General features: G+C 38.2%; 14 protein-coding genes and 1 pseudogene. 10 read left to right on the top strand and 5 right to left on the bottom strand.

Going from position 1 to position 16,829, the window contains the following annotated elements; translation table 11 throughout:
* Positions 1–64 precede the first annotated feature (64 nt).
* On the top strand, positions 65–259 hold the full coding sequence (locus tag FLK61_RS01315; protein WP_176007753.1) for a hypothetical protein: 195 nt from the start codon (positions 65–67) through the stop codon (positions 257–259).
* A 144-nt stretch (positions 260–403) separates the two neighbouring features.
* Positions 404–574, top strand: coding sequence for a hypothetical protein (locus tag FLK61_RS01320; RefSeq protein WP_176007754.1), 171 nt, complete (start codon positions 404–406; stop codon positions 572–574).
* A gap of 18 nt (positions 575–592) precedes the next feature.
* Here the strand turns inward: FLK61_RS01320 and FLK61_RS01325 are convergent, their stop codons facing one another.
* Positions 593–1,024 (bottom strand): GNAT family N-acetyltransferase, encoded by a 432-nt coding sequence (locus tag FLK61_RS01325; protein WP_176007755.1) that lies wholly within the window; start codon positions 1,022–1,024, stop codon positions 593–595.
* 145 nt (positions 1,025–1,169) lie between these two features.
* On the opposite strand from FLK61_RS01325, the gene FLK61_RS01330 reads away from it, so the two are divergent.
* Both FLK61_RS01330 and FLK61_RS01335 read left to right on the top strand, forming a co-directional pair.
* Positions 1,170–1,700 (top strand): histidine phosphatase family protein, encoded by a 531-nt coding sequence (locus FLK61_RS01330; RefSeq protein WP_176007756.1) that lies wholly within the window; start codon positions 1,170–1,172, stop codon positions 1,698–1,700.
* A 105-nt stretch (positions 1,701–1,805) separates the two neighbouring features.
* A complete protein-coding gene (locus FLK61_RS01335) occupies positions 1,806–1,991 on the top strand; it encodes a hypothetical protein (RefSeq protein WP_176007757.1) in 186 nt (61 codons plus the stop codon).
* A gap of 86 nt (positions 1,992–2,077) precedes the next feature.
* On the opposite strand, the gene FLK61_RS01340 is transcribed toward FLK61_RS01335, so the two are convergent.
* Entirely contained in the window at positions 2,078–2,668 is a 591-nt protein-coding gene (locus FLK61_RS01340; protein WP_176007758.1) for a hypothetical protein, read from the bottom strand.
* A gap of 362 nt (positions 2,669–3,030) precedes the next feature.
* Between FLK61_RS01340 and FLK61_RS01345 the strand changes: the two genes are divergently transcribed.
* The 3 genes from FLK61_RS01345 to FLK61_RS01355 are packed head-to-tail and all read left to right on the top strand — an operon-like array spanning position 3,031 to position 8,971.
* Positions 3,031–4,626 (top strand): type I restriction-modification system subunit M, encoded by a 1,596-nt coding sequence (locus FLK61_RS01345; RefSeq protein ID WP_176007759.1) that lies wholly within the window; start codon positions 3,031–3,033, stop codon positions 4,624–4,626.
* Positions 4,613–5,794, top strand: coding sequence for a restriction endonuclease subunit S (locus tag FLK61_RS01350; protein WP_217706301.1), 1,182 nt, complete (start codon positions 4,613–4,615; stop codon positions 5,792–5,794). The genes FLK61_RS01345 and FLK61_RS01350 overlap by 14 nt, the downstream gene beginning before the upstream one ends.
* Before the next feature lie 12 nt (positions 5,795–5,806).
* Positions 5,807–8,971: a type I restriction endonuclease subunit R gene (locus FLK61_RS01355; protein WP_176007760.1), complete on the top strand. Its 3,165-nt coding sequence runs from the start codon at positions 5,807–5,809 to the stop codon at positions 8,969–8,971.
* A gap of 140 nt (positions 8,972–9,111) precedes the next feature.
* On the opposite strand, the gene FLK61_RS01360 is transcribed toward FLK61_RS01355, so the two are convergent.
* On the bottom strand, positions 9,112–10,260 hold the full coding sequence (locus FLK61_RS01360; RefSeq protein ID WP_176011094.1) for an RNA-directed DNA polymerase: 1,149 nt from the start codon (positions 10,258–10,260) through the stop codon (positions 9,112–9,114).
* Positions 10,261–10,526: 266 nt separating this feature from the next.
* On the opposite strand from FLK61_RS01360, the gene FLK61_RS01365 reads away from it, so the two are divergent.
* The 3 genes from FLK61_RS01365 to FLK61_RS01375 all read left to right on the top strand — a co-directional run bounded on the left by FLK61_RS01365 (position 10,527) and on the right by FLK61_RS01375 (position 14,138).
* The gene (locus tag FLK61_RS01365) at positions 10,527–12,527 is read left to right on the top strand and encodes an RNA-directed DNA polymerase (RefSeq protein WP_176007761.1); all 2,001 of its coding nucleotides are present in this window, start codon (positions 10,527–10,529) and stop codon (positions 12,525–12,527) included.
* A gap of 310 nt (positions 12,528–12,837) precedes the next feature.
* Complete coding sequence (locus FLK61_RS01370; RefSeq protein ID WP_176007762.1) at positions 12,838–13,329, top strand: hypothetical protein; 492 nt, start codon at positions 12,838–12,840, stop codon at positions 13,327–13,329.
* Positions 13,330–13,340: 11 nt separating this feature from the next.
* Complete coding sequence (locus FLK61_RS01375; protein ID WP_176007763.1) at positions 13,341–14,138, top strand: GNAT family N-acetyltransferase; 798 nt, start codon at positions 13,341–13,343, stop codon at positions 14,136–14,138.
* A gap of 763 nt (positions 14,139–14,901) precedes the next feature.
* On the opposite strand, the pseudogene FLK61_RS01380 reads toward FLK61_RS01375, so the two are convergent.
* Together FLK61_RS01380 and FLK61_RS01385 are read right to left on the bottom strand one after the other, a co-directional pair.
* A pseudogene (locus FLK61_RS01380) lies at positions 14,902–15,818 on the bottom strand (transposase).
* Between the two features lie 298 nt (positions 15,819–16,116).
* A complete protein-coding gene (locus FLK61_RS01385; protein WP_176007764.1) occupies positions 16,117–16,824 on the bottom strand; it encodes a FadR/GntR family transcriptional regulator in 708 nt (235 codons plus the stop codon).
* Positions 16,825–16,829: the final 5 nt, after the last annotated feature.

Consider the following 16,829-nt stretch of genomic DNA (forward strand, 5'->3'; position numbering starts at 1 on the left):
CTATTACTACCCTTTGACATCATTAATCACCTCCTGTATGTTATATGGAAAAGGAGGGAGTAACTTGAATACTAATTATATGTTCGCTGCACCTTTCTTAGGCGGAATCGGCGGATTTCTTGGAGTCCAGCTTTGGCAGCTTGTGTCCGAAGGCACAATGAACGTTTTTCCAGCAGTAATCGCAGGAGTCATTATTGGCTTCGTCATCGTGTTTTTAATCCGATTATCGGCAAAAGGGAAAGAGGATGCTACTCTGTAAAGAAAGAAATGGACCACAAAGCGAAAAAAGCAGAAGTAGTTCGCAAAACCAAAATGGTAACACGCATTCTAAGAAAAATATCCAACATGCAACGCGACACGCAAATTGCGATCTCGTCTAAGGCTCGCTAGGAGGTCTCACAAGATGATTGCAGATACGATTTTCTATATCTATCCAGCACTATTATTTACATTAGCTTATAGTAACCATTGCAAAGGACGAAAGGCGTTCACCGTGAAGGTAATCATAGACAGTGTTTTGGCCTATGTAGCATTTTTAGGCATGTTTTGGGTAGGGGAGAGGCTTTTTGGCTAGAGAAACCATTGCCATTCTCTACCTACCCGCTCCTTCAAGCCTTTTCTGCAAAAAATACTGCGTAAAGCCTTTAGGGTGATCCTCGAGCATGCCAAACGCCTCGTAGCCGTGCTGCTTATAAAATTCGGGGGCCTGAAAGCTGAACGTATCTAAGTGAATAAACCGGCAGCCCTTCTCGACGGCTATTGCCTCTAGCTCCCTCAACAGCGCGCTCCCGTAGCCCTGTCCTCTCAGACGCTCATCGACCCAGAGCGACTCCATGTGCATATGATGCCAAAACACTTTCGCCGTGATGCCTCCACAAATCGTCCCAGCGTCATCCTTTACGATCACACTCACATCCTCATTCGGCGTCTTCAGCGCTTCCGGTAGCCTTTGCATATTATGCTCAATCACTTTCTGCCGCACAAATCGAGCATCTGCATCACTCCACTGCTTGATCATATCCATCGTTATCACTACCCCTTTTATGAAAATAATTGCTACTCATAGTATACTAAATGTAGGAAAAAATGGATGTATGAATCCGCTAAATGAGAAGGCGCTACATAAACGAATAGGTCCATACATACAAACGAATTCGGAGGTCACACCTATGAACAAAACGATTTATCTCGTCAGACACTGCAAGGCAGAAGGACAAGCCCCAGAAGCGGTCCTTACAAAAGAGGGAGTGATACAAGCCGAAGAGCTCGCCGCGTTTTTCGCCCACAAAGGGGTGGAGCGTATCGTTGCAAGTCCATTTACACGCGCGATCCAATCAATCGAGCCACTCAGCGCATCCCTCGGTATTAAAGTCGAGGTCGACGAGCGCTTAGCCGAACGCAGGCTAAGTAGTGAGGACCTACCAAATTGGCTAGAAAGCTTAGAGGAAACGTTTCGCGATCTAGATCTTACTTTTGCAGGTGGCGAATCAAGCCGTGAGGCGATGGACCGGATTGTAAAATCGACGGATGAGGTGCTAGCAGGAGAAGCGGAGACAATCGTTGTTGTCACGCACGGAAATATCATGACGCTATTGCTCATGCACTATGATGAGCGGATTGGCTTTGACATGTGGTGGGACATGAGTAATCCGGATGTGTGGTGGGTGAGTGCGGGAAAAGTGGAGAGGGTTTGGGGATAACAGCTTCATAAATCCATAACTGGTTTACATTTACCAAAAAAGAGAATAGTCATGTTAAAGTAGTACACAATGCGTACTTACATTTTTAAAAAAGGAGGACTACACATGAGCTACAACGACTACGCAAAATTCTATCTAGGTGTCGGCATAGTCATCCTCCTTTTACTCGTTCTAAGATTCACAGATATTAGCGGAGGCTTACATCTAGGAATGGTTTTCGTAGGATTAATACTGTCTTTCTATTTACTTAGGCGCTTTGGAGAAAAGAGTATCGCAAGACGAAGCGGATAGTTTCCCTCCATGCAATTGACAAGATGGGTTCGAATCTTAATAGTAACTATGTTTTATTTAGCAGTTACACTGGGATACAGAACCCATTATTCCTTTTCAAGCCTCAATAAATAATGTGTATATCCTTTTATAGAATCCTCTGTTTCTCCAAAGGAGATGGATTCATTTGCGACAAAAATATCGTTTTCGGTTACATAGAATAATGGATTTGATAGAACCCCACCATCTGTATACATCAGATAATGCTCGATGTCATTTACATCTAATGCTTCTTTAATTTCCTCATAGTCGAACAAAGAGCTTAGTTCTTGCACATTCTCAGAATTCTCTATGGCCGCGTCATCGTATAATCTACTTTCATATTCCTCTGCGCGTATAAACTCAAAGCCTTCTGATGGGTTTTCACCAAACGTTCCTGAAGTTTCGTAAAAATAACTCTCTCCAATAGTAAATTCTGCACCTGAAAATAGGTCAGATATTGCTTTCACGTCATCTTGATATTGCTCGTCACTTACGGAAGAAGATTGTTCAACATAGGCAACTTCGTTAAATACCCATTCTCCGTAAAAGTCTTCAATGTGAAGATCGGTATCTTCAGCAGATTGAGTAGAAGATGAGCACGCAATTAAAAAGACAGAAGCGAAGCTTAAACAAGAAATAGTTAAGACATTTTTCATTTTTTCCTCCATTCCTTTTTTCCTACATAGTTTGATAGGTTGATAAAAACTCTTTGTATTGACTTTAACATTAAATACCATAAATCACCACGGTCCCCTTTTAATGCTCAAATCGTATTTTAAAACATAGGTTTGCTTACTTCTGTTATCCGTGCTTGTTTTTTTATGATTAACGTTTTACTCTGCGATCATATAAAAGCGTCCAAATGTGAAATTGGATTAAGGTCTAGGACATTAAAAGAGTAGAAGACGGCCGGCACGACACCCAAATATCTGATAAAATTAGGGGATAATCAACGAAAGAGTGAGAGATATTAAAGGTATCTTGCTTAACAATAGAACAAACAAGGAGTATGACGACTATGGGAGCAGACTTAAATAAAAAACTATTTAGTGCGGCTGATCATCTTCGCAGTAAGATGGATGCATCGGAGTATAAGAACTATTTATTAGGCTTGATTTTTTATAAATATTTATCGGATAAGCTACTGTTAAAAGTCGTGGAACTAGCCGACGAGTCAGTAGATACATATGCAACGATAGAGAAGCAAACAGAGCTTTACGAAGAGCTACTTGCAGACGAGGATACAAAGGAAGATCTCATTGCGACGATTGTGGACACGTTAGGCTATGACATAGAGCCACCGTATCTATTTAACGTACTGGCAGAGCAAGCTAAAAAGAATGTGTTTCAGCTAAATGACTTAAATAGAGCGTTCATTCAGCTATCGACAAAGTACGAAGCATTTAATGGCTTATTTGATGATATTGATTTGCAGTCGAAGAAGCTAGGATCTGATGACCAGCAGCGTAACGTTACCGTGACGGATGTGTTAAAAAAGCTCAATGACGTGAACTTAATTGGCTATGAAGGAGACGTCATTGGGGATGCATACGAGTATTTAATCGGCGAATTTGCCTCTGAAGCGGGTAAGAAAGCGGGGGAATTCTACACGCCTCATATGGTGTCAGATATGATGTCACAGATTGTCGCAATCGGACAGGAAGACAAAAAATGGTTTAGTGTGTTTGACCCAACGATGGGGTCCGGTTCTTTAATGCTGAATGTACGAAACTACCTTCAGCACCCAGATAAAGTGAAGTATCACGGTCAGGAACTGAACACGACAACGTTCAACCTAGCAAAGATGAACTTGATTTTACACGGCGTCGATCCGGAAGAGATGCGCGTTCGCAACGGGGACACGCTAAATAAAGATTGGCCAACGGATGAACCATATACATTTGATTCCGTTGTCATGAACCCACCGTACTCCGCAAAATGGTCCGCAGATGACACGTTCTTGGATGACTCTCGCTTTAACCGTTACGGAAAGCTTGCGCCAAAATCAAAGGCTGATTTTGCGTTTGTCTTGCACGGCTACTATCACTTAAAAGAAACAGGTACGATGGCAATCGTCCTACCACACGGTATTCTTTTCCGCGGTGCAGCTGAAGGTGTCATTCGTAAAAAGCTATTAGAGGACGGAAGCATTTACGCCGTCATCGGAATGCCGGGGAACTTATTCTTTGGAACATCGATTCCGACAACCGTTATTATACTGAAGAAAAACCGCAGTACACGCGACGTGCTATTCATTGACGCTAGCCGAGAATTTATTAAAGGTAAGAACCAAAACAAGCTGACGAAAGAAAATATCGAAAAAATCGTCGACACATACAACAAACGAGAAGGCGTAGAGAAGTATGCACACCTCGCAACGTTTGAAGAGATCAAAGAGAATGACTACAACTTAAACATTCCGCGCTACGTAGATACGTTTGAAGAAGAAGCACCAGTTGATATGAAAGCAGTTGGCACTGAAATCAAAGACATTCAACAGAGCAAAAAAGAACTACAGCAAAGCTTATTTGCGAGTATCTCTTCCCTTCAATACAGTGAGAAAGATGCCGAGTGGATTAAGGGAGCGTTAGAGGTGTTTGATGATGAAAAGTAGTAATGTGCCTGCGGTTCGGTTTAATGGTTTTAGTGGAGAGTGGGAAGAGTACCAATTGAAAGAAATATTGAAAGAACATAATGAAATTAGTAAAGGCGATAGATACCCCATTGCTACCTCTTCACGAAAAGGATTATTTCTCCAGTCTGATTATTTTAAAGGAGAGAGAAGTGGCATCGATAAGAGTTTGGATTTTCATTTAGTACCAAATAATTTTATTACTTATCGTCATATGTCTGATGATTCAATTTTTCATTTCAATAAAAACAGAACAGGTTCTCCAATTCTCGTTAGTAAAGAGTATCCTGTTTTTACAACTAATAAAGATGCGTATGATGAGTTTGTGATACGTAACTTAAATCATTCCAAAGATTTCACTAGATTTGCTACTATGCAAAAAAAGGGCGGGACACGCGTAAGGCTATATTTTAATGTACTTCAAACTTATAAAATTAATATTCCAACTATACATGAACAACAAAAAATCGGCGACTTCTTCAAAGAGCTAGACGACCGAATCGCTCTTCAGCAACGTCAAATCGAATTATTAAAAGAGAGCAAACAAGGATTTTTGCAGAAGATGTTTCCGAAAGACGGCGAACGAGTGCCGGAGGTTCGGTTTGAGGGGTTTAGTGGGGAGTGGAGTTCTATAAAGCTAAAAGATGTTACAACAATTACAATGGGTCACTCACCCAAGGGAGAGAATTATACTGATAACCCAAACGACTATATATTAGTTCAAGGTAATGCTGACATAAAAAACGGTTGGGTTAAACCACGTGTTTGGACTAAAGAAATAACTAAGCAGGCTTTTGAGGGTGATCTGATAATCAGCGTGAGGGCCCCTGTAGGTGAGATAGGAAAAACTAATTATGAAGTTGTTATTGGAAGAGGTGTAGCTAGTATTCGAGGGAACGACTTTATTTATCAGACATTAAAAAAAATGAAAGGTGACGACTATTGGAGGCATTATTCTAGTGGGTCAACATTTGAATCTATTAATTCTTCTGATTTAAAAAATGCATTGATTAAAGTGCCGAGCAAAGAAGAACAACAAAAAATCGGTGAATTTTTTAAACAACTAGACGACAATATTTCCCTTCATGAAAAAGAGCTTGAGCTGTTAAAGGAAACGAAAAGAGGATTTTTACAGAAAATGTTCGTATAGGAGGTGGCTCTTTTGCATCAATTATCACATCGTTCGGAAGCGGAAATTGAATCGCATTTAATCGAGGTACTCGGAGATGGTCATAACCAGTGGACGTATCGGAACGATTTAAAGTCGGAGGAAGACCTTTGGCAAAACCTTCGTCAAAAAATTACGCAAAATAACCTTTCAGAGCTTGGAGATCAGCCATTAACGGATAAAGAGTTTGAGGCGATTAAAACAGAACTTCTTTTACGTACGCAAACGCCTTTTGATGCGGCAAAGTGGTTAAAAGGGGAGAACGGCATCGCGCGTATTACGATTGAGCGGGAGAATGATCAAGCTGGCTTTGTTTCGCTCATTTTGTATTCAAATCAGGATATTGGCGGTGGGATCTCCAGCTACGAAGTCGTTAATCAAATTGCGAAAAAGCGAGACCAAAGTGAAGGGCGAGATCGCCGCTTTGATGTGACGTTATTGATCAACGGATTACCAATTGTACAAATCGAATTGAAAAAGGTAACCGCACGTGACGGTGTTTATCAAGCATTTAATCAGGTGAAGAAATATGCCGAAGAAGGAGTGTTTCGTAACAACATCTTTTCGACTTTGCAACTATTCGTGGTTTCTAACGAGCAAACGACGAGATATATCGCGAATACGATGCCGAAGAATATGCACAAGAAGTTTATGTTTAGCTGGCGTACGAAAGATAATAAAAAGGTGGACAATCTGTATGAATTTTGTAAGCAGGCGCTTAATATTCCGGATGCACATCGGCTAATCGCGCACTATACGGTCGTAAGTGAGGATCAAGATAATAAGACGCTAATGGTGCTTCATCCGTATCAAATACATGCTATTGAGGCTCTGTTTACAGCCGCAAATAAGAATAAGTCCGGCTATGTGTGGCATGCGACTGGATCTGGGAAGACACTAACAAGCTTTGTATCTACGAAGCTACTAGCGAAAAAGTCGGGCATTGATCGCACGATTATGCTAGTTGATCGGAAGGATTTAGATAATCAGACGACGAGTGAATTTACGAAGTTTGCGTCAGAGTTTAATACTGGCATTTCTTCAGGAACGACGCCTGCGAACAGCCTCATCGTAGGAACGGGTAGTGCGCAGGAGCTGAGTAAAACTCTGTTAGCAGACGCGAATTCCAATGTCGTGATTATCACGACGCGTCAAAAGCTCGATGCTGCTTTAAAGCATGCTAAAAAGGTAGAAGAGCAAAAGGGAACAAACCGTTACGAGAAACTCATAGGGCAACACATTGTTTTTGTTGTAGATGAATGCCATCGTGCGCTCAGTGCAGAGAATATGGAGGAGATTAAAGCCTTCTTTCCTAGATCCACTTGGTTTGGTTTCACTGGCACACCTATTTTTGAAGAGAATAAAAAGCAGGCGAAGGGCAAGCTTGCTAGAACAACATTTGATCAGTACGGGGAAGTCCTCCATACATACACGATTAAAAATGCGCTAGAAGATGGCGCTGTACTTGGATTTCAAGTAGAGCACGAGGCGACGATTGAACCAACGTCCATCGACAATATGATTCATCAAAAGCTGAGGCAGGTTGACAAGTACGCGACTAAACCTGGGGCAGAGATTAATCGTGTGATTGATGAGATGACCGGTGTTGAAAAGGAAAAGTATATAGAAAGTAGTACGTATGAAAGTGATGAGCACGTCAAGCAAGTGATTCAAAAGGTTCTGCGACCAGATAATGCTTATACGAAGTTTGACTTTAAGAACGGAAAGCCGACAAAGTCCGCGATTTTGACGACGAGTTCGATTGCCATGGCAAAGCGCTATTACCGTGCTATTAAAGAAATGACGCAACAGGACGATTGGATGACAAGCGTCTTTCCTGACTTGCCGATTCGTGAGGGACGCACAATGGATGATCCGGACTTTCCGCGTATTGCGATTACGTACTCATTAGAAGAAAATAACGAAGACTCGGCTGATCAACAAAAAGAGATGCAAGGCATTATTGATGACTATAATACGTATTATGGAACAGCTTGGTCATTGCAAGATATCGAGCGCTACAATGGCGATATTAACAACCGCTTAGCTCGAAAGCGCGCCGAATTTAAGCAGCCTGGTCGACAAGTAGATATTGTTATCGTCGTGGATCGACTCTTAACAGGATTCGATGCGCCAACCATTCAAACGTTATTTGTGGATCGGAACTTAGAATACGCAGGCTTAATCCAAGCATTTTCTCGAACGAATCGAACGTATCCAGATAAAACAAAGGGATTAATCGTCACGTTCCGAAAGCCGAGCACCATGGAACAAAACGTAGAAAAGGCAACGAAGCTATATTCACAGGCTAATGAAGAGACGGGCCTTATTTATCCAACGTACGAGGAAGCAAAGAAACGGTTTAAAAAGGCGCATAAAGAATTTTCTGCTATTGTCGAATCAGAAGGAAATGTCGATGAGCAGTCGTCGGTCGAAACGCGCGTGGACTATGTAAAGGCGTTCCAAGAGATGAATAATGCATATGAAGCGCTCGTGACGTATGATACTTATAATCAAGATATAGGTACATCAAGCGCGCTCCAGGATCAGGTGGGTGTGCTGAAGGAAGAGGTTGGTGTGTATGAGACGGTGAAGGGATCGCTCGTCCATATCGATGAAGATGATGATGGTGGAAATGATTCAGACTTCTCCGAACTCACTTTTTATAGCGACTCCACAAAGAGGCTCTATGACATAGATTCTAGTTATATCGATCAGCTACTAGGCGTTTATCAGGCGAATAATCCGGATGTTCGCGAAGAAATCGAGAAGGCGCTCCAGAAATTGAATAAAGTCGAGATAGTAAAAGACGTCTATCGTAGCATTTTGAATGCGATTGATGAGGAAGGCATTAAAGAGGGGCAAGATATATTTGCCGTCAAGCGACACTTCTTTACACAGAAAAAGGATCAGTTGATTGAGGGCTTTAGCACGTACTGGTGCATCTCTATTAATGAGTTACACGCATCTGCGATTCAGTACACAGTTGGCATGGATGCGATCCCAAACATGAGAAGCATCATCGAAAGCAAGGACTACGAAACATTCAAAGCGCAGCATCCCGAAGTAAAACCATTCCAGTACCCACAAATGATGAAACGAGAATGGAAGCACATGTTAGACGAGCAAATCGTGCCGCTGGATGATGAGTTGAGGTAGTTGGGATAGTAAAGAGCAAGAGTTTACACTTGGGGGTGTAGGCTCTTGCTTTAATTTGATAAAAATAGATAAAGTAATAAGTGCAATAAAAATGATTTCATGCAACTTAAATAAACTAATTAAAAATAAGGGTTTTAGTATTATTTAAATTTATGAATATTTTTATATATAACAGAGAAGATATCTTTTAATTCAGTTGTATTTTTAGTGATGTTTAAATTCATCTTGATCTTATTCATTTGATTAGGAGTTAACTTAGTATAATCATATCTTTTTTTTAACAAACTATTTTCTTGACTAGAGGGTTTCACTAAATTAATTAGGAGCTTTCTCTCTTTATTTTTTAAATTACAAGTTAAAATTTGAGCTTGAGTAACATCAATAATCTCGTTAATTTGTTCATAATCATTAACATATTTATATGTGTAACCTACTCCAAAATTCATTATTTTCTTATTTTTGTTATAAGATCTAATTCCATATAAAGTGTTTTTTAATCTGTAATACAATTTCCAATAATCTTTTTTCGTTTTATTGCTATTTCTATATAAAAAACAATAATTTTTAATCCTGTCTGTGACTTTTTTAAATTTACTGCTAGCTATACTAATTCTTAATTGATTATTCTCAAAATTGAATTGATATCCTAAATAACTAAAATATTTATCATTAGTTTTAGGTTCATAAAGAATAAATTCAGTTTTCGATAAATTAGGTTCTAAAAAATGCTTTTTAAAGACATCGATAATTTTATTTATTTCATTATTTAGATCTAATCCATCATGGGGTATGTAATTTATTAGTATAATGTCGTCTACATATCTGAAGTAATACAGAGGGTTTATTGTGCTTTGCAAGTCTTCATCAAAATGTTCTAAATAAATTTCTGATAGTGCGCTAGAAAAAGGTAGGCCGAGGGGAATTCCATCAACTTTGCTTGAGAAAAACATCGGTTTTAAAGTATCCAATGATTGTTTTGATAATAGACTAGATTTAGTAAGTTTCCTATATAAAACATGTTTATTAATAGAAGGAAAGAAATTTTTGATATCAGTTCTTATAATATAAAGTCCAGCTTTAGGAATTGAATAATTCTTATAATCACCATGAGTTATTGTGGAGATTAGTTCTTTTATAATAGCATCTCTAGAGAGTGGCTTAATACCGTATTTGTATTCTAGTTCATTTTTTAATTTGTAAAAAGAGTCTTTTTCATTATCTGTAAAAGTATAAAAGCTTCTTTTTTCAGTTATTATTTTATCTAAGCTTGGGATTTTTTTAATATTGATTTCCTCCTAATATTTCAAATCAACCCTTCACCCCTTACCGATATTTCAAGGTAAAGGGCAAACAAAGTTAATACTTTGTTGGTCACAAATTGTTCTGAGTGACCATCACGTGTGTACCTCTCATCAGCATTTGATTTCTCATTATGAATTGAGGTTTGTGCAAAGACAAATTGCACAGAAGGGTTGAGTATAATATAATTAACTATATTATAATGTAAATTTTACATCATTTTTGTTCAAGTATCAATATTTGGGAGTGTGTTAAATTGAATGAACACTTTTTTTTAAGGACGGATGTATTACCTGAAGAGATACCTATAGCTTTTTCAAATAAAAATGTTTATTCAAATATTACCAAAAAATATTTAAGGGACGTCGACATTCAGGCATTTATTAAGAATTTTAAAAATCGAGATACTGTTCCTCTATTTTTTTATGTTCCGAAAAATGATTCTGAGAGAAGAAAAATAGCATTAGTTCATCCTATAGCGCAAATTCAAATGTTTAATTATATTATTACATACGAACAAATGATCACTGCCTTTTGTAAAAAATCCCCATTTAGTGTTAGGGCACCTATAAAGCGTAATTTGCCTAAGTATCGTGATCTAGAACTTAAAAGAAAGAAATATAAAAAAATTGAAGAAGAATATAATTTTCTGAATGAAATGTCTGTTACAAGTGATGAAGATCAAACTATGTTTTATAATTATTTTTCTTATAATAAATATAAAAAAATAACTAATTTATATAATTCTGTTAAATTTAATAGGGATAAATACAAATACAATTATTTTTTAAAATTAGATATACAAAAGTGTTTCCCGAGTATTTATACTCATTCATTATCTTGGGCACTTTTTGGAGATAAGTCGATAGCAAAAAAATATAAAAACTTAGAAGAGGCGTTTCCAAATGCTACAGACAAAATTGCGCAAATAATAAATTTTAATGAGACTCACGGGTTAATTGTTGGTCCTGAATTCTCAAGAGTTTTAGCGGAAATGTTATTAGGTAAGATAGACACTATGGTATTCTCAATTGCTAAAGAGAATAATTTAGTACATCATCTTGATTATAAAATGTACAGGTTTATAGACGACTATTTTTTATTTGCAAAAAACAAGAAAACTATTGATTTAATTGAGAATTATTTAAATTCTGCGTTAATGGAATTCAACCTTTCATTAAATGTTAGTAAGTCCGAGCTACAAGAAAGGCCATTTAACATATCAGATAATTCTATAATAATTTTGAAAAAAGCTTTTGAAGGATTTAATAGTCAAAAGTTGTTATCTTCAATTTTAAAAAAGATAGATTTTACAGATTATAAAGGGTCGAGGTATGAGTGGAACGATTTACTTTATAATATGGAGAATATGCTCTCGAGTATACCTCAATCTAATACGAGAGTTATTAACTATTTCTTGAAGACCATAAGGTCTTCGATCTTTTTTGATGGAAGACATAAACACATAATAGAGCATTCCATCGAAGTAGTTTCTAATATTTATAGTATTAACATTAATTATAAAAGCACAAACTACTTAATTGCTATATATATTAAAATATTCAATGCTATAAAAAAAATTGAAAATGAAATAACTTTAGAATTAAGCAGATTAACTTTTCCATTAACAAAAACAGAGTTCATTAAAATAGATGAAAAAAAAGATTCCTTAATCTATCTCAAAGAGAAAATGTATCAACATTTATTTATAATTTTAAAAAATAATATAGAAAATATAAATTATATGTATGAATTAATTCCGTTTATGAGAATGTTAGATAAAAGAATGCCAGCCAGTTTTTTATGCGAAATTCTAGACAAAAATAAAAGTGAATATTTTATTTCTTGTAGCATTGGGTATTATATTTTAGAGAAAGAAGACTCTAGTCTTAACTCAATGTATAAGACTGTAGCTATGAAGTTGTATAATGTTGTGGAATTTAATACAAAATATTATATATCTAAAGGTGCAAAAGAAAAGATATATGAGTCAGATTATTTTTATTATTTGAATGACTTCGCTAAGTATCCTGGTTTTTCAGATAAACAAAGAAAAACTTTAAATGATAGACTTATATCTTCATTTCATCAAATAATTTCTACTGGTAATGATTCGGATAAAAAATTAAAAAGTGAAATCTGGGGATTCATAACTCAGGAATCGTATTATAATTGGAATATTACCTACAATACATTTATTAGGAAGATAGTAAAAAAGAGCTCAAACTTAACTAATTCAAATAATGATTACGATTAAAAGACTCGTTATAAATCTTGAAATATTATGCTACTAAAATAATAAATCTAAAATGTTTGTGCATGTTTTCAATTATTATAAAAGCTACTAAAATAAATTATGTGTATGAAGTAGAATTAACCTTAATCTTCTCGCATATTTCATTGTCATTAGATGCAGCTAGATGAATTAAATAGATTCTGATAATAAATATTATTTAAGAAATAATTTAGTTACCCAATATTAAATCTATTTCTAGCCAGAAAAAACACCCCCCCCCTCTCTTTTCCGTAAATAAAAATATGGAAAGATCATAGAGGGGGATTTTTTGATGAGAGTGAAGATGATGCTTATAATTATTGCCATGCTCACGGTCGCGTGTCAGTCACCGTCAATCTCGACGGATGTTGTAGCGACAATTGATGGCGAAGAGATCACGGAAGAAGAGGTGTATGTGCATCGATTCGACTATAGTCACGAACACCGTGAATCTATTATTAGATACTATGTCGAGGAGCTAGTGGTAGTAGAAGAAGCAGAAGCTCAAGGATTTCAGATCGAAGCCGGTGGGGCTGCCGAGTTAGGATTAATTGAACCTAATAGTGCTGCCATTGCCGAGCGCGCAGAATATTTGGGTATAGAGGAAGAAGAGTACATAGATGCTTATTTTGAACCAGCCATATATCGGCATGAATTAGTTAGCACCTTTGCGTTAGAAAATATCGAGATAGTCGAAGGCGATCAAGCGGCAACGGATCTAGCTGCGCGGGAGTATATAGAAGCATTAGTAGCAGAGCGTGAGATAGGGTACATGTACAAGTAGGAGGGATGCACATGGTTGAAATTATTCGAAATCCATCGATTGAGCAAGTGTACGAAGTCATCACACAAGGATTTGTGGACTATTATGTCGACGTGACGTTGACGTTAGATGAGTTCCGAGAGCGTTTCTTCGATTTCGATAAAAACGAGCTTCGCTATTCGGCTGTTGCGCTTGAAGGCGACGAGGTCGTTGGCGCAATTTTAGGCGGTGTGAAGCAGTACGGTGAGGAGACGGTGTTTCGGTGCGGAGCACTTGCAATTATTCCTGCGCACCGTAAGCACGGAGTCGGACAGCTCTTGCTCGACGATCAGGAGGAGCTTGTGGCAGAGCTCGGTGCAACGCACATACTCGAGGTCATTCAAGCCAATGAGCCAGCCCTAGCTTTTTATAAGAAAAATGGGTTCCGCGTGCTTCGAGATATTCATTACTTCACAAGTCCCAAGCACGGTGTACCATCTGAATCTAAATGGCAGCCTGCCTCGGCAACTGATTTTGAAGAATTACTCCACGGTCGACCGTTTTGGCAGCACGATGCGTATGCCGCTGAAGCAAGGGGAGCCAGCTATTATCGATTTGAAGATGAAGGAAAGTACGCAGTCGTTGCCATGCACGGCAACAAGATCCTTAATATCGTAGCAAACACAGAGGACGGCCGCTTTGTTGCATGGGGTCTCTCTCAGTTAGGTAGTGAGCTCGAACTCGCGCTAGATTCTGAACGACCTCTAGCCATCAAGCTTCATCAAATGGGATGGAATGTTTCCTCCATTCGTCAGCATGAGATGGTCAAAGAGGCATCGGGCGAGGAGTAAAAACGTGTTGGGAGAGAGGTAGCTTATTCTAATTAGGGAGGTCTTACCATGGTGATCGTATTATCTATCATTACAGCCATTTCAGCGATTGTATCGATCTACACAGCTTTGTATGTTAAGAAAAACCTTAAAAGATTAGCAGAGCAGGAATAGGTGCTAATAAATAACGCCGTGGTGAAAATATAAGAATATGCCACTTAGATTCACTAATATTGTCCAACGAATCAAGATGGATGCGCTTGTTGCGATCCGTAACTACCCTATACTAAAATAAAATAGACAAATGATTAGGGAGCGTGAGTCCCCATTTCTATAAATACATGGATCTACTTAACAATTACTTCAAATTGATGTAGCGAGGAAGACAATTATTTTTGAAATGTCCAATTATAGGTTTTTGATTGATTCGTGCGTGAATATAAAGTTTCATTAGAGGAGACTATTGTGTATCTAGTATATAGTAAAAGAACCGATCAATCTAAAAGGAATTGATGTTTTCTAAATAATTTTTCTTTGACTTATTGCAAAAATATAGAAGAATCGATATAAGTATTCTAATGGGTAAGAACAAACGAGAGTGTGTAACTAATATATAACCAGATATTTCTAAAATAAATTCATATGAAACGCCTGACTGGTGAAAGATATTGTCTATATAATTATCTATTTTCTTAATTTAATCAAGCTATTGAATCTATTTCATAATGCCTCTTTTCTTGAGTGAAGTTAGAGAGGCAGAATTTATTTCTTCCTTTTTTTCAATTTATGCAGGTTGTTTTTGAATTTTTAATCTAATGTTTATGCGATCCGCAGCTAGCTTTGAAGCATTATAAACGAGCGTGGCCAAATAAACGTGAACTTCCGCACGTCTACCTGTTCGATAACGGACATTATCTAGTTGAAAATATACCTTCAAATCCGCGTTTACACATTTCACTGCAGTGCGACGATTGAAAATGTTTTTCCAAGCTAAGGAGCCTTTTAGCTGATGCGGTATATTTACGCAGGACTGTCGTGGTTTTTACTTTATATACTTTTTGGCACATGCCTTCATGTAAAAGAGGACAGTCATGACATTCCTTCGGATGTGTGTACATGAGTGTTTCGTATTTCTTATCATAGCTATCATATCGATAGGAATGTTCTCGTAAACAAGTCGGAGCGAAAAGTTTATCCAACCCTTCGCGTTCCGCTTGTTCTATGACCCATTGTTCTCTTTCCTCTTTTGATTTTCGTCCGCGTTTCTTCGTTTTGTTTTAGGTTTATCTTCCTTTAAAGGCGCTTGATCTTTTGCTTTGAAGTGAGTCGCATCTATGCAACAGTATCATCTTTGAGAAACCCTTCTGTTATAGCTTAATAGATAATCAGTTCTTTCACTTTTTCAAGAGCGTTGGATTCACTAAGAGTAGTCACCATTCTTGAATAAGCCGATTCAGATGGAACAGAATCAGAGACTAAAAAGCCGCAATCTAATTGAAACATCATATCGTTCTATAATCGCTTCACAAGATCTTTGACGAAAGGAATTTGCTCAGTTATACGAGCGACCAGAGAGTAGATCATTGCTGCATAATTCAAGTCTACTGGCATGCCAAATCAGGATTTCTTCGTTACCACATCGAAGATAGGGTCAACATTAATGGCAGAGAAAACATCTTCAAATCGTTGGGCAGGTTTCATATCATATAATTCTTGTAGTCCAAACAGAGTTCCTTGTCTTATTTATAATAGTCATACGGAGACTTCCTCAAGTCTTATAAGTTGGTGTGGTAACTACTTATTTCGACATTTAGGGAGGTACTCCTTTTCTGTTGCTTCAGAGCCTTGATCCCGTAAGTCTCATGATTATCAAATCAATATTACAAGAGTAAAGATGCTAGAAATAAAGCAATGTTTTTTTAGCCGCTGATTAAATACTTCACAAAAAGTCCACGGAGTTGCGGATGGTGCGTGTAATTTTTAAAATTATCTTAATACTCTACTCACTATATAGCATCATCCCATCCTCGACGCGCATCAAATGCTCGAGCATCGCTTGCTCCGCGCGCTCGGGGTCACGAGCTTCGATAGCTTGAACGATTGCTTCGTGCTCTTCTTGCAGGAGGTGGAACTGCTTCGAATCGCCAAATAAGGCAATACGGCGACTCTCGTACATCGTTTTGCCAATTGTCTCTGCCATCTGTTGCATGAGCTCCTGCAGGAGTGTGTTACCCGTGCTTTTGGCAATCGCTAAATGTAAGCGAACGTCGGCTTGCTGCCCTAAATCATGGTTGTCCTCCGCCTGGTTCATTTCCTCAAGTGCCTGGCGAATCTCAGCCAGTTGCTCTTCCGTTCGCTCTTTAGCCGAAATTCGTGCGGCGCCTGACTCTAACATTTTGCGCACTTGAAACAGCTCTAACACCTCTTGCTTCGAAATAAACGCCTCTGCAACTGGCGCGACGAGCTCAGAGAAATCAAACTTATTTACAAAGGTTCCTTCTCCTTGACGAATCGTGATTAGTCCGACCGCACGAAGCGCGCTTAACGCTTCGCGCACAGCCGAGCGACTGACTTTAAATTGCTGCGATAGCTTTTCGACGGAATCGAGACGTTCGCCCGGCTTTAGATCGCCTTGACGAATCATCGCTTCTAGTTCTTCGCGAATGACTTCCGCGACTTTTTTTGTCTGTACTTGCTTAAATTCCATTGGAC

It is taken from the genome of Paenalkalicoccus suaedae (assembly GCF_006965545.2).
Taxonomy (GTDB): Bacteria; Bacillota; Bacilli; order Bacillales; family Salisediminibacteriaceae; genus Paenalkalicoccus; species Paenalkalicoccus suaedae.

Excerpts from the sequence above, each read along its gene's own strand:
- FLK61_RS01320 (WP_176007754.1), top strand. The coding sequence starts at position 404 with ATGATTGCAGATACGATTTTCTATATCTATCCAGCACTATTATTTACA.
- FLK61_RS01325 (WP_176007755.1), bottom strand. The coding sequence starts at position 1,024 with ATGGATATGATCAAGCAGTGGAGTGATGCAGATGCTCGATTTGTGCGG.
- FLK61_RS01330 (WP_176007756.1), top strand. The coding sequence starts at position 1,170 with ATGAACAAAACGATTTATCTCGTCAGACACTGCAAGGCAGAAGGACAA.
- FLK61_RS01335 (WP_176007757.1), top strand. The coding sequence starts at position 1,806 with ATGAGCTACAACGACTACGCAAAATTCTATCTAGGTGTCGGCATAGTC.
- FLK61_RS01340 (WP_176007758.1), bottom strand. The coding sequence starts at position 2,668 with ATGAAAAATGTCTTAACTATTTCTTGTTTAAGCTTCGCTTCTGTCTTT.
- FLK61_RS01345 (WP_176007759.1), top strand. The coding sequence starts at position 3,031 with ATGGGAGCAGACTTAAATAAAAAACTATTTAGTGCGGCTGATCATCTT.
- FLK61_RS01350 (WP_217706301.1), top strand. The coding sequence starts at position 4,613 with ATGATGAAAAGTAGTAATGTGCCTGCGGTTCGGTTTAATGGTTTTAGT.
- FLK61_RS01370 (WP_176007762.1), top strand. The coding sequence starts at position 12,838 with ATGAGAGTGAAGATGATGCTTATAATTATTGCCATGCTCACGGTCGCG.
- FLK61_RS01375 (WP_176007763.1), top strand. The coding sequence starts at position 13,341 with ATGGTTGAAATTATTCGAAATCCATCGATTGAGCAAGTGTACGAAGTC.
- FLK61_RS01385 (WP_176007764.1), bottom strand. The coding sequence starts at position 16,824 with ATGGAATTTAAGCAAGTACAGACAAAAAAAGTCGCGGAAGTCATTCGC.